We start from the raw sequence: 18,810 nt of genomic DNA on the forward strand, positions 1-18,810 counted from the left end.
CTCACGCTCTTCGTCTTCAACTCATCGTCTCGAACTCCATCGGCTTGGGACCGTCATGCTCAGCATCATCATTCCCGCCTATAACGAGGCCAGCGTGATCGGACGCTGCCTCGCCTCCGTGCTCGCGGCCGACGATCCCGGCTGTCCCGTCGAGATCATCGTCAGCGCCAATGCCTGCCGTGACGGCACGGTGGAGCGCGCCCGCGCCAACGCGGCCGTGGCCCGCCGGCGGGGATGGCGGCTCGTGGTGATCGACCGCGCCGAGCCGGGCAAGCCGGGCGCGTTCAACGCGGGCGACGCGGCTGTGCAAGGCATGAGTGTGCAAGGCGGGGGCGCGCAGGGTGGGATACGGCTCTATCTCGACGCGGACGTGGCGATCGAGCGCGGCATGCTCCGCGCCCTCGTCGCCGCCCTCGACGTGCCCGAGCCGCGCTACGCGAGCGGCAGGCTGATGATGGAGGCGCGGGGCGGGCGTTTCACCCGCTGCTACGCCCGGCTCTGGTCGCGGCTGCCGTTCATGGCGCGCACCGTGCCCGGCTGCGGGCTTTTCGCGGTCAACGCGGCGGGTCGCGCCCGCTGGGATGCCTTTCCCGACGTGCTCGCCGACGACATCTACGTTCGCCTGCTCTTCGCACCGGCCGAGCGCGTCGCCGTCGCCGCGCGCTACCACTGGCCGGTCGCCGAGGGTTTCGGCGCGCTGGTCCGCGTGCGCCGCAGGCAGCGCGCGGGTGTGACCGAGATCGCAGGGCGCTTCCCCGAGCTGATGGCGAACGAGGACAAGACGCCGCTCGGCGCGGGAGGCACGATGCGCCTGGCGCTCGGCGATCCGCTCGGCTTCGCCGCCTATTCTCTCGTCGGATTGGCGGTGCGGGCGCGGCGGCCGTCGCGGGAGTGGAGCCGCGCCCGATAGCTCTCCCGTCCGGCCCTCGGTCCCGCCGCGCTACCCGCGTTGCAATGCCCGGCCGATTGAGCGCAAATGGCACGGGGCCGGCCATTCCGAGGGGCGGGCGCGACGGACAGCGGGAGGTCACCGATGAAGGCGATGAGGAAGGCGATCAGGCCGGAGCAGGCGGCGGAGCTCATACCCGACGGCGCGGTGGTGATGATCGGCGGCTTCATGGGCGTCGGCACGCCGGAACGCCTGATCGACGCGATGATCGCCCGGGGCATCCGCGATCTCACCGTGATCGCCAACGACGCCGCCCTGCCGGGCAAGGGAGTCGGCAAGCTCGTGTCCGCCAAGGCGATCAGCAAGGCGATCATGTCGCATATCGGGCTCAACCCCGAGATCCAGCAGCAGACGATCGCAGGCGATGTCGAGGTCGAACTCGTCCCGCAGGGCACGCTGGTCGAGCGCATCCGCGCGGGCGGCGTCGGCCTCGGCGGGGTCCTGACCGCCACGGGGATCGGCACGCCCGTCGCCGAGGGCAAGCAGGTGATCGAGCTTGGCGGCAAGTCCTATCTGATCGAGACGCCGCTCAAGGCGGATTTCTCGCTGATCCGCGCCTATCAGGCCGATTACGCCGGCAACCTCTGCTATTCGTTGACCGCGCATAACTTCAACCCGGTGATGGCGCTCGCGGGCCAGACCGTGCTGGCCGAACCCGAGGTGATCGTGCCGATCGGCGTCATCCCGCCCGACACGGTGAAGACGCCCGGCGTGCTCGTGCACCATCTGCTGACGAGGGCCGCGTGATGGACAAGACGACGCTCAGCCCGAAGGACATCATCGCGCGCCGGGTCGCCCGCGAGATCGAGCCCGGCATGCTGGTCAATCTCGGCATCGGCCTGCCGAGCATGGTGGCGAACCATATCCCCAGCGACGCCGGCGTGTTCTTCCAGGCCGAGAACGGCGTGATCGGCCTCGGCTCCCGCCCCCCTGAGGGGATGGAGGACCCGAACCTGACGGACGCGGGCGGCGGTTTCGTCACCGCCGTGCCGGGCGCCGCCTCGATCGACAGCGCGATGAGCTTCGGACTGATCCGGGGCGGCCATCTCGACATGACGGTGCTCGGCGGATTGCAGGTGGACGAGCGCGGTTTCCTCGCCAACTGGATGGTGCCGGGACAGATGGTGCCGGGCATGGGGGGTGCGATGGACCTGGTGGCCGGGGCGAAACGCGTGATCGTCGCCATGGTGCATTCGGCCAAGGGTTCGCCGAAGATCGTCCCGGAATGCACGCTGCCGCTGACGGCCGCGCGGCGTGTCAGCCTGATCGTGACCGAGATGGCCGTGATCGAACCGACGGAGGAGGGGCTGGTGTTGCGTGAACGCGGCCCCGGCGTCGGCGTCGAGGCGATCCGGGCGGCGACCTCCGCGACCCTCCTCGTGCCGTCGGAGCCGCCGGAGATGACGCTGGCCTGAGGGGGCCGGCAAAGGCAGGGAGAACGCCCATGTGCCGCAACATCAGACCGCTCTTCAATTTCGATCCGCCCGCGACCCAGATGGAGATCCGGGCGGCGGCGCTGCAATACGTGCGCAAGATCAGCGGATTCCAGAAACCGTCGGCGGCCAATCAGGCCGCCTTCGACAAGGCGGTGGACGATATCGCCGCGTCGTCCTCGGCGCTCATCTGGGCGCTCGTGACCAGCGCGCCGCCGCGCGACCGGGAGATCGAGGCGGAGAAGGCGCGGGAACGCTCCCGCCTCCGCTTCGGCGAGGAGCGCGCCTAGCTCGGCGCACGCGGCCCGCGGCGATTTGACCCTCGGGAGGGTGATTGAGTTTCCGGAGGGGAGACAGCTACTTGCACTCTCGGAAGCGGACCAGGGGGGTGCCATGACAGTCGAGCTGGCGCGGAAGCAGCGCGTCGTTCGAGAGTCGCGCGAGAACCGTCTCGAAATGGCGATCGGACACGAGGTGCGCGCCCAGCGCAAGCGGCTCGGGATCACCGTCACCGATCTCGGCGCCGCGACCGGCCTCTCGGTCGGGATGCTCTCCAAGATCGAGAACGGCAATATCTCGCCCTCGCTGACGACCCTCCGGGCGTTGACCGCCAGCCTCGGCGTCTCGCTCGGCGCGCTCTTCCGGCGCTATGACCAGCCCCGCGCCGCGACCTTCGTCAAGGCTGGCGAGGGGCAGGAACTCGAACGGCGCGGGACGCGGGCGGGCCACCGGTACAGCCTGCTCGGCCAGTCCGGCGATGGCGCGGACGGCGTCGTGGTGGAGCCCTATCTGATCTGCCTCACCTCCGGTTCCGACGCCTTTCCCTCCTTCCAGCATCAGGGGACGGAACTGATCTACATGCTCGAAGGCGCGGTCTCGTATCGCCATGGCGACACGCTCTATCCGATGGGGCCGGGCGACAGTCTCCATTTCGACGCCGACACCCCGCACGGTCCGGAAGTCCTCGACGAACTTCCCGCGCGCTACCTCTCGATCATCTGCTACGCGAAGACCTGAGGCGGACCGGCGGCGGGCCCGCTGGCGGAGGGCTTTGCTCCCGACCTTTTCCGTGCGACCTTTCCCCCGCGACCGCGGGGCCTATCTGTGCCCCATCGCGCCGGGAAAGCGGCGCGCCGAGCCAATCCGGCATGGTCCGGACAAGTCAGGGGGGCAAGGGCCGCATGGCATCTTCCGATCTCGAAACCGTCCCGAGCGGGACACGCGGCGCGGAGGGACCGCCGCGATCCGAACTCAGCCTCACGATCAACGGCCAGCCATGGTCCGGCGTCATCGACAACCGGGTGAGCCTGCTCGACCTGCTCCGCGAGGAAATCGGCCTCACCGGCACCAAGAAGGGCTGCGACCACGGCCAGTGCGGCGCCTGCACCGTCTTCGTCAACGGGCGCCGGGTGAACGCCTGCCTGAGCTTCGCCGTGATGCACCGGGGCGATGATGTCACGACGATCGAGGGGCTCGGCACGCCCGGCGCGCTCGATCCGCTGCAGGCGGCCTTCGTCGCGCATGACGGATTCCAGTGCGGCTACTGCACGCCCGGGCAGATCTGTTCGGCGAAGGCGGTGCTCGAAGAAATCGCGGCCGGCGTTCCGAGCCACGTCACGCGGGACCTGGAAGGCACGATTCCGGTGAGCGAGGCCGAGATCCGCGAGCGGATGAGTGGCAATCTCTGCCGCTGCGGCGCCTATGCCAATATCCTCGCCGCGATCCGCGAAGTGGCGGAGGGCGCGCGATGAGAGCCTTCACCTACGAGAAGCCCGGGACGCTCGCCGAGGCAGCCGCGGCGGGCGCGCTGGAGGGGGCGAAGTACATCGCCGGCGGGACCAATCTCATCGACCTGATGAAGCTCGAAATCGAGACGCCCACGCATCTCGTCGATGTGAACGGGCTGGCTCTCGATCGGATCGAGGAGACGGAGGCCGGCGGTCTCAGGATCGGCGCGCTCGTGCGGAACACCGATCTCGCCGCCGATCCGCGCATCCGCCGCGACTACGCGCTGCTCACCCGCGCGCTGGTCGCGGGCGCCTCGGGGCAGCTTCGCAACAAGGCGACGACGGCGGGCAATCTGCTGCAGCGAACGCGCTGCGCCTATTTCTACGACACGAACATGCCCTGCAACAAACGCAGGCCCGGTTCCGGCTGCGCGGCGCTCGACGGGGTGAACCGGCAGCTCGGCGTGATCGGCACGTCGGAGGCCTGTATCGCCACGCATCCGAGCGACATGGCGATCGCGCTCCGCGCGCTCGACGCGGCCGTGGAGACCGTGCGCGGCGATGGCGAGACCCGAACGATCCCGATCACCGATTTCTACCGCCCGCCGGGCGACACGCCGGAGATCGAAACGGATCTGGCGCCGGGCGAGTTCATCACCGCCGTGACCCTGCCGCCGCCGCTCGGCGGGGCGCAACTCTATCACAAGGCCCGCGACCGCGCCTCCTATGCCTTCGCGCTCATCTCGGTCGGGCTGGTGCTGCGCGAGGACGGTACGGGCCGGGTCGCGGTGGGCGGCGTGGCGCCGATGCCGTGGCGCATCGAAGCGGCCGAGGCCGAGCTTGGTCAGGGCGCCGCCGCCGTTTGTGAAACGCTCTTCGCCGGCGCGCGGCCGACGAAGCAGAACGCCTTCAAACTGCCTCTCGCGGAACGCGCGCTCGCCGCGCTGCTCGCCGAGGCGAGGAGCTGAGCGATGCTGTTCGACACCCCGGCTACCGAGAACCCGATCGACCGGCTGCGCGAGATCGGCCAGTCGCGCGCCCGCGTCGATGGGCCGCTCAAGGTCTCAGGCACCGCGCGCTATTCCTATGAATACCACGATGTGGCGCCCGACATCGCCTATGGCTATCCGCTGGGCTCGGCGATCGCCAAGGGCCGCGTGCGCGGCATCGACACCGCCGCGGCCGAGGCGGCGCCCGGCGTGATCGGTGTGCTGACGACGCTTGAGGCCCCGCGTCACGCGCTTGGCCCGATGAACACCGCGATGCTCTTCGGCGGCGACGAGGTCGAGCATTACCACCAGGCGATCGCGGTCGTCGTCGCGGAGAGCTTCGAACAGGCCCGCGCCGCCGCCGCGCTGCTCGGCGTGGATTATGAGGCACAGCCCGGTTCGTTCGATCTGGAGGAGGCCGCGCGGGAAGTCGCGGACGAGCCGCTCGGCAACGATGCCTCGCATGGTGATTTCGAGACCGCCTTCGCGGATGCACCGGTCCAGCTTGACGTGACCTACCGCACGCCCGACCACACCCATGCGATGATGGAGCCGCATGCGACGCTCGCGGCCTGGGACGGGGACGAGCTGACCGTCTGGAGCGCGAACCAGATGATCGGCTGGGGCACGCGGGACCTTTCCGCCGCGCTCGGTATCCCGCGCGCCAAGGTCCGTCTGCTCGCGCCCTTCATCGGCGGCGGCTTCGGCGGAAAGCTCTTCGTGCGCTCCGACGTGGTGATGGCCGCGCTCGCCGCGAAGAAGTTCGGGCGCGCGGTCAAGATCGCGCTGCCGCGGCCGCTCGTGATCAACAACACGACCCATCGCCCGGCGACGATCCAGCGGCTTCGGCTCGGCACGGACCGGGACGGCCGGCTGCTCGCCTTCGGCCATGAGAGCACCTCGGGCAATCTGTCCGGCGGCGGTGGCGAGACCGCGACGCAGCAGTCGGCGTTCCTCTACGCCGGGGCGAACCGGCGCGTGGGCGAGCGGCTCGGGCTGCTCGACCTGCCCGAGGGCCATGCGATGCGCGCGCCGGGCGAGGCTTCGGGCATGATGGCGCTCGAAGCGGCGATGGACGAGATGGCCGAGAAGCTCGGGATCGACCCCGTCGAATTCCGGATCATCAACGACACCCAGGTGGTACCCGGCGAAGAAACGCCCTTCTCGGAACGGCGGTTCGCTGAATGCCTGCGGACCGGCGCGGAAAAGTTCGGCTGGTCTGATCGCTCCGCGAAACCGGCCGAGCGGCGGGAGGGCCGCTGGCTGATCGGCATGGGGGTCGCCGCCGCCTTCCGCAACAACCTGCTCATGCCCTCGGGGGCGCGGGCGCGCCTCTCGCCGGATGGCACGGTGGTGATCGAGACCGACATGACCGATATCGGCACCGGCTCCTACACGATCATCGCGCAGACGGCGGCGGAGATGATGGGCGTGCCGCTCGACCTGGTGACGGTCAGGCTGGGCGATTCCCGCTATCCGGTCTCGGCCGGGTCGGGCGGCCAGTTCGGCGCGAATTGCGCGACCTCGGGCGTCTATGCCGCCTGCGTGGCGCTCCGGACGAAGATCGCGGAGCGGGTCGGCACCGATCCGGACGGGGCGGTGTTCGAGGAAGGCGAGATCCGCTGGGGCAACAGCGCCGTGCCGCTCGCGGAAGTCGCGGCGAAGGGCGAACTCGTCGCCGAGGACACGATAACCTTCAAGAAGCTCGGCCAGCAGTACCGCCAGTCGACCTTCGGCGCGCATTTCTGCGAGGTCGCGGTCGACGCGGCGACGGCGGAGATCCGGGTGCGCCGCATGCTCGCCGTCTGCGCGGCCGGGCGCATCCTGAACCCGCTCACCGCGCGAAGCCAGGTGATCGGCGCGATGACCATGGGCGTCGGCTCCGCGCTGATGGAGGAACTCGCGGTCGATACCACCCGCGGCTTCTTCGCGAACCATGATCTCGCGGGCTACGAGGTGCCGGTCCATGCCGACATCCACGAGCAGGAGGTGATCTTCCTCGACGAGGTCGATCCGATCTCCTCGCCGATGAAGGCGAAGGGCGTGGGTGAACTCGGGCTCTGCGGGGTTTCCGCGGCGGTGGCGAACGCGGTCTACAACGCGACGGGCGTGCGCGTGCGCGATTACCCGATCACGCTCGACAAGCTCCTGCCGGAGATGCCGCCGTTCTAGGTCTTTCCGCCCGCTTTTTTCCGCCTCGGGGCTGGAACAAAACCGCGCGGGGAACGATAGCTGAGCAAGAAGGGGCCGCCCGTCCCGGAAGGAAGGGCGGCCCTCTCTCATGGAAGGGAACGAGATGCGAAACCTCTCCGATCAGGGCCAGGAAATCGCCCGCCGCGCCGCCGAGCGTCATGGCGTCAGCCCCGAGGCGGCCGCGGAGATGCTCCGCGCGCTCGCCGTCGGCCATGGCAACCAGGCCCAGTTCAGCCATCCCGAGCTCGGCGGGATGGGACAGTGGTCGCGCGGCGGCATGCTGATGATCGGCGACATGTTCAACAACGCGCTGAAGGCGCGCGTCGACGCGCTCGCGAACGATCTGGCCTTCCAGCTCGGCGGGGTCGAGGTTCTGCGTCGCGCGGAGGGAACGGGCTTCGGCTTCGCTTCCGGCCCCGCCTGGCCGACGGAATTCGGCTCTCCCTCCTCCAGCGGGGCGCAGAACGACATGCGCTACGCCTTCTTCCCCGAGACGCTCCGGCTCGCGATCGTTCGGGGCGGCGAGATGGAGGTCTATGACAGCGGCGAGCACCGGATCACCGGCGCCGGACAGCAGCAGGGCGGGGGCCAGACGCTCAGCTTCTCGACCCCGACGGGTCCCGTGAGCCTCAGCGATCTGCGCCGGATCGATCGTTCCGAAGCGGCGTCCGCGCCATCGGCCGAGACAATGCCCAAGACACTGCCCGAGACATCGCCACGGACCCCGCCCGCGGCGCCTCCCGAGCCGCCCGCCGCGGCGGGGGCGGCCCCGATGGCGGTCCCCATGCCATCCGAGCCTCCGCGTCCGGCATCCTCCGCGACCTCGTCCGCCAGCGCGGCCCCGTCCGCGCGGCCATCCGGCGGCGGGCACCATGACATATTCGACGCGCTGGAGCGGCTCGCCGATCTCAAGGCGCGCGGCATCCTGACGGAAGAGGAATTCGCCGAGAAGAAGCGGGATCTTCTCTCGCGGATCTGACAAGAGGACAGAATGATCATCGATATCCACGCGCGGCTCGACTACAAGCTCGCGCCGAATACCACCGTGTTGCTGCAGATCGAGACCGCGTCGCTGCCCGATCAGCGCATCGTCGACACGACGACCGATGTGCCCGACCCGGAGATCTTCGTCCGGGTGCCGGCCGAGGACCAGATCGGCGAGCGCTCCTGGATCGTGCCGGGCGAGCGGTTGCTCTGCGACTATCGCGCGCGCGTCGAGATCGACCGGCCGAGGGTCAAGCTGGCCGGGCTCGCGGTGACGCCGTCGCATGAACTGCCGGGCGAGGTGGTGAAATACACGCTCGGCTCCCGCTTCATCGTGCCGGAGCTTTTCGCCCCCTTCGTCGCGAAGCAGTTCGAGGGCCTGGAGGGCGGCGATCTGGTCGCCAAGGCGCGGGACTGGATCGAACGGAGCCTCTCCTATGTCCCGGGCGCGAGCAACGGGACGACGACGGCGGCGGATACGTTCATGACGCATCAGGGCATCTGCCGCGACTACGCGCATCTGATGGTCGCCTTCGCCCGCGCCGGCGGAATCCCGGCGCGCATGGTCAGCGTCTACGCGCCGAGCGTCGAGCCGCCGGATTTCCACGCCGTGAGCGAGGTCTTCCTCGACGGCGCCTGGCATCTCGTTGATGCGACCGGCATGGCGGATGCGGCCAGCATGGCGAAGATCGGCGTCGGGCGCGACGCGGCCGACATCGCCTTCCTGACGATCATGGGCGAGAACGAACTCGTGGAGCAGGATGTCATGGTCAAGGAGGTCTGAGGCACGGTGATCCGAGGCACGGTGATCCGAGGCACGCGTTCACGGCTTGATGACTTACGCGCGCGGGCCCCGGGCTTGACTTCCGCGCCCCGACCGAGGGGTACTGGCGGCGGGGAAGCGAGCGGGAGTCCGGGGGATGGGTGGTCGCGCGTTCCGGTTCTTGTCGGCGCTTGCGATGCTCGGCTTCGCGAGCGGTTGCGGCTCGTCCTCGCCGGCCGGGTCCGAGGCATCGTCTCCGGCGCTCTACCCCAACGAGACGCCGGAGCTCCGCGCGTTGATCAACGAATACGCCGACGGCTACGGCGTGCCGCGCGATCTGGTGCAGCGGGTCGTGATCCGGGAGTCGGACCACCGGCCGGGTGTCCGCAACGGCCCGTACTATGGGCTGATGCAGATCCTGCCGGAGACCGCCCGCACCATGGGCTACAGGGGGGCGCCGGATGGGCTGCTCGATGCCGAGACCAACTATGGCGTGAAGTACCTCCGCGGCGCCTGGATCGTCGCGGATGGCGATCGGGACGAAGCGGTCGGCTGGTACGCGCGCGGCTATTACTACGAAGCGAAGCGGAAGGGCCTGCTCGAGGAGACCGGGCTCAGGTAGACGAGAGGCGCCCGGGCTGGGAGCAAGCGAAACACACGCCCGGAAAGCCCGCATCGAGGCTCCGCGCTGGCGGGGAATGGAGGTTGGAGATGAAGAATCCCTGGATGAGCGCCTGGCTCAGCGCCGCCAATACGGTCGCGAACACGGCTGCGGGGCAGATGCGCGGCGCCTGGATGGCCGAGGCCCAGCGGCAGCAGAAGGCCTTTCTTGACCAGTGGACGAAGGCCTGGATGTCCAGCTGGACGCCGGCACCGCGCGAGAAGCGCCGTTCGCGGAAGCGATAGCACCGGGGTCGGGCCTCCCCTCGGCCGTCCGGTGACGATCCCTTGCTGACGCGCTCCTGGCTGCGGGGCCGAGGCCCGGCGGCGCTGCTGCTCGCCGCGGTCCCGTCGGAAGTCCCAGCGGTGGAGTTCGGGAACCTGTCCGCGCTGGACCTGCGGGCGGCCTGTGTCGCCTATCTGCAGATCGACCTCGGCGCCCGCTACCGCGCGGGCGCGTTGAGCCAGCGCCACTATGGCGCCGAGGCGAGCGCGCTGGCCTCCCTGATGCGCGGCGAGGGCGGGCGCCCGAACGCCGGGCTGGAGCGCCGGATCGACGCGATGATGGAATGGATCGCCGCCGAACGCCCGGGCGACGCCGAGGTCGCCGCGAAGGCGGAGCAGTGCCGGGGCGTTCTGGGTCTCTAGTCGCCGGCGCGGCCGCGCCGCGGGACAATCTCGGGCTATTTCTTCGAGATCGCCTCGATCGTCTCGCCGCTCAGCTTGTCGGCCCCCTGGCGGGCCACGTCGGCCATCGCGACGATGCCGACCAGCTTGTCACCCTCGGTGACATAGAGCCGCCGGATCTGCTTCTCCTGCATCAGTTCCGCGGCGGCCTCGACATCGGAGTCGGGTTCCACGCAGACCGGATCGGGCGTCATCACGTCGCGGACGGGCGTGTCCGGACCGGAGCCCCTGGCAACGCCCCGCACCACGATGTCGCGGTCGGTGACGACTCCGACCAGCCGGCCCCCGTCGAGCACGGGCAGCGAGCCGAAGTTCCCGCTCTCCATCCGCGCCGCGACCGTGGCGATGCTGTCGCCGGCCTCGGCGGTGTCCGGGTTCGCGGTCATGACTTCGGAAATGCGCATGGGTTTTGCCCTTCTTCGGCTGAATATGCCGAATCAACACGCGCGGGAGAGGTCCGGTTCCAAGGGGAGGGGGCTGACCCCGCGCGTGAGCGGCGGGCCGCCGAAGCCGCCTCCGCGCAGGCTTGGCGACCGCCCGGAAGCTGGAGACAACCCAGGCGGCCGCGTCCCTCAGCGGTTCACAACCACTCTGGCGTTCTCGAACGGCGAACCGAACCCCGCCCCGCGCCGCTCTCCGCCTCAGCCCGCCGCGCGGGACTGGCGCTTGCGCTCGTGCGGGTCGAGGTGGCGCTTGCGGAGCCGGATGTGGCGCGGTGTGACCTCGACGAGCTCGTCCGGCTCGATATAGGCGATCGCCTGTTCCAGCGTGAGCCGGATCGGCGTCGTCAGCCGAACCGCCTCGTCGGTGCCCGAGGCGCGGACATTGGTGAGCTTCTTTCCCTTGAGCGGGTTCACTTCGAGATCGTTGTCGCGGCTGTGCTCGCCGAGGATCATCCCGGTGTAGACCTGCTCGCCCGCGCCGATGAAGAAGCTGCCGCGGTCTTCCAGATTGAAGATCGCGTAGGCGACCGAGGTGCCGTCCTCCATCGAGATCAGCACGCCGTTCCGCCGCCCCGGGATCGGCCCGCGATAGGGCGTCCAGTCGGAGAAGACGCGGTTCATGACGCCGGTGCCGCGGGTGTCGGTCAGAAATTCGCCGTGATAGCCGATGAGGCCCCGGCTCGGCACCAGCGCGACGATGCGGGTCTTGCCGCCCGCGCCGGTGCGCATCTCGGAAAGCTCGGCCTTGCGCTGGCTGAGCTTGTCGACGACGACGCCGGAATATTCCTCGTCCACGTCGATCGTGACTTCCTCCAGCGGCTCGTGGCGCTCGCCGTCGCGCTCCTCGAAGAGCACCTGCGGTCGGGAGATCGAAAGCTCGAAACCCTCGCGGCGCATGTTCTCGATCAGGACGCCCATCTGCAGTTCGCCGCGCCCCGCGACCTCGAATGCGTCGCCGCCGGCCGTGTCGCTCACGCGGATCGCGACATTGGTCTCCGCCTCGCGCATCAGGCGGTCGCGGATCACCCGGCTCTGCACCTTGTCGCCGTCCCGGCCGGCGAGCGGCGAATCATTGATCCCGAAAGTGACGGAGATCGTCGGCGGGTCGATCGGCTGCGCCGGGATCGCCTCGCTAACCGAGAGATCGCTGATCGTGTCGGCGACCGTCGCCTTCGACATGCCGGCGAGGCTCACGATATCGCCCGCTTCCGCCTCGTCGATCGGCTGGCGCTGCAGCCCGCGGAAGGCGAGCACCTTCGAGACGCGGAAGCGCTCGATCTCCTTGCCCTCGCGCGAGAGCGCCTTGACCATCTGCCCGGTCCTGACTTTGCCGGTCTCGATCCGGCCGGTCAGCAGCCGCCCGAGGAACGGATCGGCGGCGAGCGTCGTCGCCAGCATCGAGAAGGGCTCATCGACATGTGCGAGCTGTTTCGGCGCCGGCGCGTGGTCGAGGATCAGCTGATAGAGCGCGTCGAGGTTCTCGCGCGGCCCGTCCAGTTCCTGATCGGCCCAGCCGGCGCGGCCCGAGGCGTAAAGCACCGGAAAGTCGAGCTGCTCCTCATTCGCATCGAGGCTCACGAAAAGGTCGAATACCTCGTCCAGCGCCCGGTCCGGCTCGGCATCCGGCTTGTCCACCTTGTTCAGCACCACGATGGGCCTGAGGCCGAGCCGGAGTGCCTTCGCGGTCACGAACTTGGTCTGCGGCATCGGGCCTTCGGCCGCGTCGACCAGCAGCACGACGCTGTCGACCATGGACAGGATGCGCTCCACCTCGCCGCCGAAATCGGCGTGGCCGGGCGTGTCGACGATATTGATCCGATGCCCCTGCCACTCGACCGAGGTCGCCTTGGCGAGGATCGTGATCCCGCGTTCGCGTTCGAGATCGTTCGAATCCATCGCCCGCTCGACGGTTGCCTGGTTGTCGCGGAAGGTACCCGACTGCTTGAGCAGCTGATCCACCAACGTCGTCTTGCCGTGGTCGACGTGGGCGATGATCGCAATGTTTCTCATATCCATCGGGCAAATCCTCGGCGGGGCCCCTTGCCCCGGCGTGCCCATAGTGCCGCGGCGGCGAAAAGGCAACCGCGCTGACCCATTCCGCCAGCGAGAAATGCGGGTGATGACAGGGCCCGCGGACTGTGCCTAGGGTCCGGGCGGGGCAGCGACAGGAAGGAAACTACATGCTTGCGGCGCGGATCTCGACCCTCGGCGAACCCCTCGAACTGGTGGAGACGCCCCGCCCGGACCCGGGCCCGGGCGAAGTCCTGATCGCCGTGCGGGCCTGCGGGGTCAACTTCGCCGATACGCTGATGGTCGCGGGCAAATATCAGGAGAAGCCGGACCTGCCGCTCACGCCAGGGCTCGAGGTCGCGGGCGAGGTCGTCGCGCATGGGGCGGGGGTGAGCTATCCGCCCGTGGGCACCCGCGTCGCGGCCCTGCCGCGCTNGGGCTCGAGGTCGCGGGCGAGGTCGTCGCGCATGGGGCGGGGGTGAGCTATCCGCCCGTGGGCACCCGCGTCGCGGCCCTGCCGCGCTCGGGCGGGTTCGCGGAATGCCTGACCGTCGCCGCCGACCGCTGCGTGGCCGTGCCCGATGCGATGCCGGATACCCATGTCGCGGGCTTCCTGATCGCCTATGGAACGAGCCATGTCGCCCTCGCGCATCTCGCCGCCCTCCGGCCCGGCGAGCGGCTCGCCGTCCTCGGCGCCGCCGGCGGGGTCGGGCTGACCGCCGTCGAGATCGGCGCGCGGATGGGAGCGGAGGTCATCGCTGTCGCCCGCGGGGCCGAGCGGCTCGCCATCGCGTCCGCGGCCGGTGCGCGCCATGCGATCGACGCGGACAGCCCCGACCTGAAGGATCAACTGAAAGCGCTCGGCGGCGTCGATGTGCTCTACGACGCGGTCGGCGGCGCGCTCTTCGAGGCGGGGTTCGGCGCCTGCCGCCGCTTCGCGCGCGTGCTGCCGATCGGTTTCGCCGGCGGGGGTGTGCCGAAGATCCCGGCCAATATCCTGCTCGTGAAGAACATCTCCGTCCACGGGCTCTATTTCGGCGGGCTCGTCGAGCACCGCCCCGAGATCGCCGCCGCGAGCATCAAGGCGCTGCTCGCCTGGTACGAACACGGCTGGATCAAGCCGCATGTGAGCCACGTCCTGCCGCTCACCGAAGCCAACGCGGCGCTCGACCTGCTCCGGAGCCGCTCGGCGACCGGCAAGGTCGTCATCGAGATGTCATAGGGCGGACCGCGGGCCGGGGCCCGCGCGCTCACACGCCTTGCGTGTTCACATAGACCGAATAGAGCGATTTGCTCGCCGCCATGAAGAGCCGGTTGCGGTTGCGCCCGCCGAAGGCCACGTTGGCGCAGCGTTCGGGCAGGTGGATATGGCCGATCGCAGCGCCCGCGCTGTTGATGATCCGCACGCCGTCGAAGGCCTCGCTCATGCCCCAGCCGCACCAGAGGTTGCCGTCCATATCGACGCGGAACCCGTCCGGCCGTTCGCCGGGCTCGGTCTGGTAGAAGACGCGGTTGTTAGTGAGGCTCCCGTCATCGCCGACGTCGAAGACACGGATCACGCGCGGATTGGCGGCGGCCTCCACGACATAGAGGAGCGACTCGTCCGGCGAGAAGGCGAGGCCATTCGGCCGCCCGACATCGCCCGAGACAACCCGGATCTCGCCGCTCCGCCCATCGACGCGGTAGACGTTGGTGGGCAGTTCCGGCTCGGCCTTGAACCCCTCGTAGACGCCGAGGATGCCGAAGGGCGGATCGGTGAACCAGATCGAATCGTCGGATTTCACCACCACGTCGTTCGGCGAGTTCAGCCGCTTGCCCTCGAACCGGTCGGCGAGAACCGTGATGCTCCCGTCATATTCGAGCCGCGTCACCCGGCGCTCGCCATGCTCGCAGGAGATGATCCGCCCCTGCCGGTCGCGGGTGTGGCCATTGGCGAAATTCGACGGGTTCCGGAACTCGTCGACCGCGCCCGTCACCTCGCTCCAGCGCAGCGTCCGGTTGTTCGGGATGTCGGACCAGAGGAGGCAACGCTGATCGCCGACCCAGACCGGCCCCTCGCTCCAGCGCGCGCCGGTCCAGAGCTGCTCGACCCCGGCGGCGTCGAGCCGGTAGCGGGTGAAGGTCTCGTCGAGGATCTCGAAGGCGGGATCGGGATAGCGCGTGACACTCTCCCACCGCGCATGGGCCTTCATCGCGGATGCGCCCAATGCCAGACCTCCGAGTGCCAGACCCGTGACATGGCGCCGACTGACCTCCTCCATCGAGGTTCCTCCCTTGTCGTTATGGTTGTGAGGGCGAACGTAGCGCGCGATCCGGCGATGCGTAGGGTGGATCTGGCTCCTCGCCCCGGCGTTCGGCGGATAACCCCGAGCGATCTTGTCGGAATTGCCGCCGCGTCCTACCTTCTCGCCGGTGAAGGAGAGGCGGCGAAGAAGCGGTGATGAGAGAAGGGAGCGGGCTTGCACGATCGAAACTCGCGCGCGGCGTCTACCTCGGCTGCGGCGTCTGTTTCGTCGCGCTGGGCGCGGTCGGCGTCGTGCTCCCGGTCTTGCCGACGACGCCGTTCCTGATCCTCGCCGCCGCCTGTTTCGCGCGCTCCTCCGAAAAGCTTGAGCGCCGGCTGCTCGACCACCCCCGCCTCGGCCCGCCGCTCCGCGCCTGGCGCGAGCACGGCGCCATCCCGCGGCGGGCGAAAGTCCTCGCGCTCGCCGGCTGCGCGCTCGGCTTCGCGCTGTTCCTCCTCGGCGGCCCTCACGGCTGGCCGCTGACCGCCGCGGTCGCGCTCCTGATGCTCGGCGGCATGACCTTCGTCCTCACCCGTCCCTCGCATCCGTAGGGTGGGCGATCCGCCCACCACGGCGCGGCGAGGCGGCGAAGTGGTGGGTGCGAGCACCCACCCTACGTGCTATCGAGCGTTGAATCGCGCAATTGGAGATATGATCGAGTTTATCTCGTCCCCGCCACCCGCTCGATAAAGATCCAAGTTAAGCTGAGCAGGCCGCGTCTGAAGCAAGAACGGTTGTGCAAACGCGCCGAGCGCTTCTACGACATCCACGACCGGAAAGTCTCGCCGATCAACGAGGGCTTGCGCCACATGCCGTTGAGCCGGTCTAGATAGGAGGACCGGCGGAGGCATTTCGGCGCGGCGGTCGATGAATGCTACCACAGTCTCCCATCCGCCGTAGAATACTTCCATGAAGCCTTGATCGTATGGAACAGGCACAACGATCAGATTCTTCATCTCGTCATGGTAGATCGCGTCTTGTTCGCCTTGCGCGCTTGGAATGATGGCTAGCCGGAGGCCGCGCGCCGCTTGTAACTGGGTCCGGTTAATCTTTACGCTTGTTCCGACCCACTGGTCAGGCTGGGGTCTTCCGACGAACAAGTCTGCCTTCCAAAGGTCTCCTATCGTCGAGGGTAGCCTGTTGCGTTCTGGTCTTCGCCTAAATGCTGCTGCGGCCGTCTCGATGTGACGTTTCAGTCGTACAGGCTGTCCCCGCACGCCGGAAAGAAGCCTGGAGTTATCGGTGAGCGAATCTCGAACGCTTTGGATCAGATTAATTCTGCCGCTCTTTTCGGCGCCGAACAGTAAAGATTGAGGATCATCTCCTCTTATTCGGCAGTGTCTATGGAGTGCATCGTTGATACGCTCCAAAACCTCAGGGTCTCGATTAATGATAGCATCGTGTACGGCATACTCAAAACATACGCCCGGCTCTCCATCGTTTGGATTACGGTTTCGAGCAAGCTGCCGCAATAAAACCTTCTCATGTCCGCCGTAATCTTGTACGACTTCGTCGCGCAACGAAAACAATAGAGCAGCTAATATTGGTCTAACCACTGCATACAATGCGGATACTTCAGCGCCGACAGGATTTCCCTGAATCTCTCTCCGAAGATCCATTTGTCACCCATCCATCTTCAGCGCATTGATGAACGCCTCCTGCGGAATATCCACCCGCCCGAACTGGCGCATCTTCTTCTTGCCTGCCTTCTGCTTCTCCAGAAGCTTGCGCTTGCGGGTGGCGTCGCCGCCGTAGCATTTCGCGGTCACGTCCTTGCGGAGCGCGGAGATCGTTTCGCGGGCGATGATGCGGCCGCCGATGGCCGCCTGGATCGGGATCTTGAAGAGGTGCTGCGGGATCAGTTCCTTGAGCTTCTCGACCATGGCGCGGCCCCGGGCCTCGGCGCGGGCGCGGTGGACCATGGTGGAGAGCGCGTCCACAGGCTCGTCGTTGACGAGGATCTGCATCTTGACGAGATCGTCTTCCTGGTACCCCGTCACCTGGTAGTCGAAGGACGCATAGCCCTTGGTCACCGATTTCAGCCGGTCGTAGAAGTCGAAGACCACCTCGTTCAGCGGCAGGTCATAGACCACCATCGCGCGCGATCCGGCATAGGTGAGGTCGAGTTGCACGCCGCGGCGGTCCTGGCAGAGTTTCAGCACGTCACCGAGGAATTCGTCCGGCACGAGGATCGTCGCCTTGATCCGGGGTTCCTCGATATGGTCGATACGCACCACATCGGGCATGTCGGCGGGGTTGTGCAGCTCCAGCATCGTGCCGTCGGTCTTGTAGATGTGGTAGACGACCGAGGGCGCGGTGGTGATGAGGTCGAGGTTGTACTCGCGCTCCAGCCGGTCGCGGATCACTTCGAGATGCAGAAGCCCGAGGAAGCCGCAGCGGAAGCCGAAGCCGAGCGCGGCGGAGGTCTCCATCTCGGCGGAGAAGCTGGCGTCGTTCAGTTGCAGCTTCTCGATCGCGTCGCGCAGCGCCTCGAAGTCGGAGGCATCGACCGGGAAGAGGCCGCAGAAGACCACCGGGATCGAGGGCTGGAAACCGGGCAGCGGCTCGGTCGCGCCCTTGCGCTCGTGGGTGATCGTGTCGCCGACGCGGGTGTCGCGCACCTGCTTGATCGAGGCGGTGAGAAAGCCCAGCTCGCCGGGGCCCAGTTCCTCGACCGGCTGCATGCCGGGGCGGAAGACGCCGACGCGGTCCACCGGATAGAGCGCGTTGGTCGACATCATCCTGATCCGGTCGCCCTTGCGGAGCCTGCCGTCGATGATGCGTACGAGGACGACGACGCCGAGATAGGCGTCGTACCAGCTGTCGACCAGCATCGCCTTCAGGGGCGCGTCCGGGTTGCCATGCGGATGCGGCAGACGGGCGACGATGGCTTCGAGCACGTCGCCGATGCCGATGCCGGTCTTCGCCGAGATGCGGATCGCGTCCTGCGCCTCGATGCCGATCACATCCTCGATCTGCTCGATGACACGTTCCGGCTCGGCGGCGGGCAGGTCGATCTTGTTGAGGACCGGGACGATCTCGTGGCCGGCGTCGATCGCCTGGTAGACATTGGCGAGCGTCTGCGCCTCGACGCCCTGGGAGGCGTCCACGACGAGGAGCGAGCCCTCGACCGCGCGCATCGAGCGGCTGACCTCATAGGCGAAATCGACATGGCCGGGCGTGTCGATGAGGTTCAGGACGTAGTGCTGGCCGTCCGTCGCGCGGTATTCGAGGCGCACGGTCTGTGCCTTGATGGTGATGCCGCGCTCGCGCTCGATATCCATCGAGTCGAGCAGCTGCTCCTTCATCTCGCGGTCCGAGACGGTGCCGGTCGCCTGGATCAGCCGGTCGGCCAGGGTGGATTTCCCGTGGTCGATATGGGCGACAATGGAGAAGTTTCGGATGCGCGAAATGTCGGTCATGGCATCGGCTGTATGGGGCCGGGCTCGGGGGTCGTCAAGCCGATCGCTGAGCTCCGTCAGGGTGTCGTGCAGGAACCCGTGATGGCTTTGAGCGGGCAGTCCGTTCTGAGCTGGCTGCCCATCGCGGCCATTACCTCGGGTTGGGTCAGGTGTATAAGTTTAGACTTGATCTGACATCTGGTGTCCGGATGTCGGTCATGTTCCGCCTGTCAGCCTCCGATCGGGCGGCGATCATTTTTTCCCTCGCGATCGGGGCCGCGTCAAG

General features: G+C 68.1%; 21 protein-coding genes and 1 pseudogene. 17 read left to right on the forward strand and 5 right to left on the reverse strand.

What is annotated here, in order from left to right:
• Positions 1–55 precede the first annotated feature (55 nt).
• The 13 genes from ACLJK8_RS12535 to ACLJK8_RS12595 all read left to right on the forward strand — a co-directional run bounded on the left by ACLJK8_RS12535 (position 56) and on the right by ACLJK8_RS12595 (position 10,346).
• Positions 56–910, forward strand: a complete 855-nt coding sequence (locus ACLJK8_RS12535) for a glycosyltransferase family 2 protein (protein WP_413150610.1) — start codon at positions 56–58, stop codon at positions 908–910.
• A 132-nt stretch (positions 911–1,042) separates the two neighbouring features.
• Positions 1,043–1,696, forward strand: a complete 654-nt coding sequence (locus ACLJK8_RS12540; protein WP_413150631.1) for a 3-oxoacid CoA-transferase subunit A — start codon at positions 1,043–1,045, stop codon at positions 1,694–1,696.
• The gene (locus ACLJK8_RS12545; protein ID WP_413150611.1) at positions 1,696–2,364 is read left to right on the forward strand and encodes a 3-oxoacid CoA-transferase subunit B; all 669 of its coding nucleotides are present in this window, start codon (positions 1,696–1,698) and stop codon (positions 2,362–2,364) included. The genes ACLJK8_RS12540 and ACLJK8_RS12545 overlap by 1 nt, the downstream gene beginning before the upstream one ends.
• 29 nt (positions 2,365–2,393) lie before the next feature.
• Positions 2,394–2,672, forward strand: a complete 279-nt coding sequence (locus tag ACLJK8_RS12550; RefSeq protein ID WP_413150612.1) for a DUF2277 domain-containing protein — start codon at positions 2,394–2,396, stop codon at positions 2,670–2,672.
• Between the two features lie 103 nt (positions 2,673–2,775).
• Entirely contained in the window at positions 2,776–3,399 is a 624-nt protein-coding gene (locus ACLJK8_RS12555; RefSeq protein ID WP_413150613.1) for a helix-turn-helix domain-containing protein, read from the forward strand.
• Between the two features lie 164 nt (positions 3,400–3,563).
• Positions 3,564–4,133 (forward strand): 2Fe-2S iron-sulfur cluster-binding protein, encoded by a 570-nt coding sequence (locus ACLJK8_RS12560; protein ID WP_413150614.1) that lies wholly within the window; start codon positions 3,564–3,566, stop codon positions 4,131–4,133.
• Positions 4,130–5,077, forward strand: coding sequence for an FAD binding domain-containing protein (locus tag ACLJK8_RS12565; protein ID WP_413150615.1), 948 nt, complete (start codon positions 4,130–4,132; stop codon positions 5,075–5,077). Before ACLJK8_RS12560 ends, ACLJK8_RS12565 begins: the two co-directional genes overlap by 4 nt.
• 3 nt (positions 5,078–5,080) lie before the next feature.
• Positions 5,081–7,270, forward strand: a complete 2,190-nt coding sequence (paoC, locus tag ACLJK8_RS12570) for an aldehyde oxidoreductase molybdenum-binding subunit PaoC (RefSeq protein ID WP_413150616.1) — start codon at positions 5,081–5,083, stop codon at positions 7,268–7,270.
• A gap of 124 nt (positions 7,271–7,394) precedes the next feature.
• A complete protein-coding gene (locus tag ACLJK8_RS12575; protein ID WP_413150618.1) occupies positions 7,395–8,270 on the forward strand; it encodes an SHOCT domain-containing protein in 876 nt (291 codons plus the stop codon).
• A 12-nt stretch (positions 8,271–8,282) separates the two neighbouring features.
• Positions 8,283–9,059 carry a transglutaminase-like domain-containing protein gene (locus ACLJK8_RS12580; protein WP_413150619.1) on the forward strand — a complete coding sequence of 259 codons (777 nt, stop codon included), beginning with the start codon at positions 8,283–8,285 and terminating at the stop codon, positions 9,057–9,059.
• Between the two features lie 175 nt (positions 9,060–9,234).
• A complete protein-coding gene (locus ACLJK8_RS12585; RefSeq protein WP_413150633.1) occupies positions 9,235–9,660 on the forward strand; it encodes a transglycosylase SLT domain-containing protein in 426 nt (141 codons plus the stop codon).
• An 89-nt stretch (positions 9,661–9,749) separates the two neighbouring features.
• Positions 9,750–9,944, forward strand: a complete 195-nt coding sequence (locus ACLJK8_RS12590) for a hypothetical protein (protein ID WP_413150620.1) — start codon at positions 9,750–9,752, stop codon at positions 9,942–9,944.
• Between the two features lie 42 nt (positions 9,945–9,986).
• On the forward strand, positions 9,987–10,346 hold the full coding sequence (locus tag ACLJK8_RS12595) for a hypothetical protein (protein WP_413150621.1): 360 nt from the start codon (positions 9,987–9,989) through the stop codon (positions 10,344–10,346).
• Positions 10,347–10,381: 35 nt separating this feature from the next.
• On the opposite strand, the gene ACLJK8_RS12600 is transcribed toward ACLJK8_RS12595, so the two are convergent.
• Together ACLJK8_RS12600 and typA are read right to left on the reverse strand one after the other, a co-directional pair.
• Entirely contained in the window at positions 10,382–10,789 is a 408-nt protein-coding gene (locus ACLJK8_RS12600; RefSeq protein WP_413150622.1) for a CBS domain-containing protein, read from the reverse strand.
• Between the two features lie 237 nt (positions 10,790–11,026).
• Positions 11,027–12,844 (reverse strand): translational GTPase TypA, encoded by a 1,818-nt coding sequence (gene typA / locus ACLJK8_RS12605; RefSeq protein ID WP_413150623.1) that lies wholly within the window; start codon positions 12,842–12,844, stop codon positions 11,027–11,029.
• Between the two features lie 164 nt (positions 12,845–13,008).
• Here typA and ACLJK8_RS12610 point away from each other — a divergent pair, with 164 nt between their 5' ends.
• The 3 genes and pseudogenes from ACLJK8_RS12610 to ACLJK8_RS12620 all read left to right on the forward strand — a co-directional run bounded on the left by ACLJK8_RS12610 (position 13,009) and on the right by ACLJK8_RS12620 (position 14,060).
• Positions 13,009–13,320: an alcohol dehydrogenase catalytic domain-containing protein gene (locus ACLJK8_RS12610; RefSeq protein ID WP_413150624.1), complete on the forward strand. Its 312-nt coding sequence runs from the start codon at positions 13,009–13,011 to the stop codon at positions 13,318–13,320.
• Positions 13,314–13,361: pseudogene (locus tag ACLJK8_RS12615) on the forward strand (hypothetical protein); the annotation flags it as partial. The gene ACLJK8_RS12610 and the pseudogene ACLJK8_RS12615, both read left to right, overlap by 7 nt.
• Before the next feature lie 63 nt (positions 13,362–13,424).
• The gene (locus ACLJK8_RS12620; RefSeq protein WP_413150634.1) at positions 13,425–14,060 is read left to right on the forward strand and encodes a zinc-binding dehydrogenase; all 636 of its coding nucleotides are present in this window, start codon (positions 13,425–13,427) and stop codon (positions 14,058–14,060) included.
• Between the two features lie 28 nt (positions 14,061–14,088).
• Here ACLJK8_RS12620 and ACLJK8_RS12625 read toward each other — a convergent pair whose 3' ends face one another.
• Complete coding sequence (locus ACLJK8_RS12625; protein WP_413150625.1) at positions 14,089–15,099, reverse strand: SMP-30/gluconolactonase/LRE family protein; 1,011 nt, start codon at positions 15,097–15,099, stop codon at positions 14,089–14,091.
• Positions 15,100–15,278: 179 nt separating this feature from the next.
• On the opposite strand from ACLJK8_RS12625, the gene ACLJK8_RS12630 reads away from it, so the two are divergent.
• Complete coding sequence (locus ACLJK8_RS12630) at positions 15,279–15,674, forward strand: YbaN family protein (RefSeq protein ID WP_413150626.1); 396 nt, start codon at positions 15,279–15,281, stop codon at positions 15,672–15,674.
• Between the two features lie 69 nt (positions 15,675–15,743).
• Here ACLJK8_RS12630 and ACLJK8_RS12635 read toward each other — a convergent pair whose 3' ends face one another.
• Complete coding sequence (locus tag ACLJK8_RS12635; RefSeq protein WP_413150627.1) at positions 15,744–16,742, reverse strand: hypothetical protein; 999 nt, start codon at positions 16,740–16,742, stop codon at positions 15,744–15,746.
• A 3-nt stretch (positions 16,743–16,745) separates the two neighbouring features.
• A complete protein-coding gene (lepA, locus tag ACLJK8_RS12640) occupies positions 16,746–18,545 on the reverse strand; it encodes a translation elongation factor 4 (protein WP_413150628.1) in 1,800 nt (599 codons plus the stop codon).
• Positions 18,546–18,810 lie beyond the last annotated feature (265 nt).

It is taken from the genome of Amaricoccus sp. W119 (assembly GCF_047275745.1).
In the GTDB taxonomy this organism is placed as follows: Bacteria; Pseudomonadota; Alphaproteobacteria; order Rhodobacterales; family Rhodobacteraceae; genus Amaricoccus.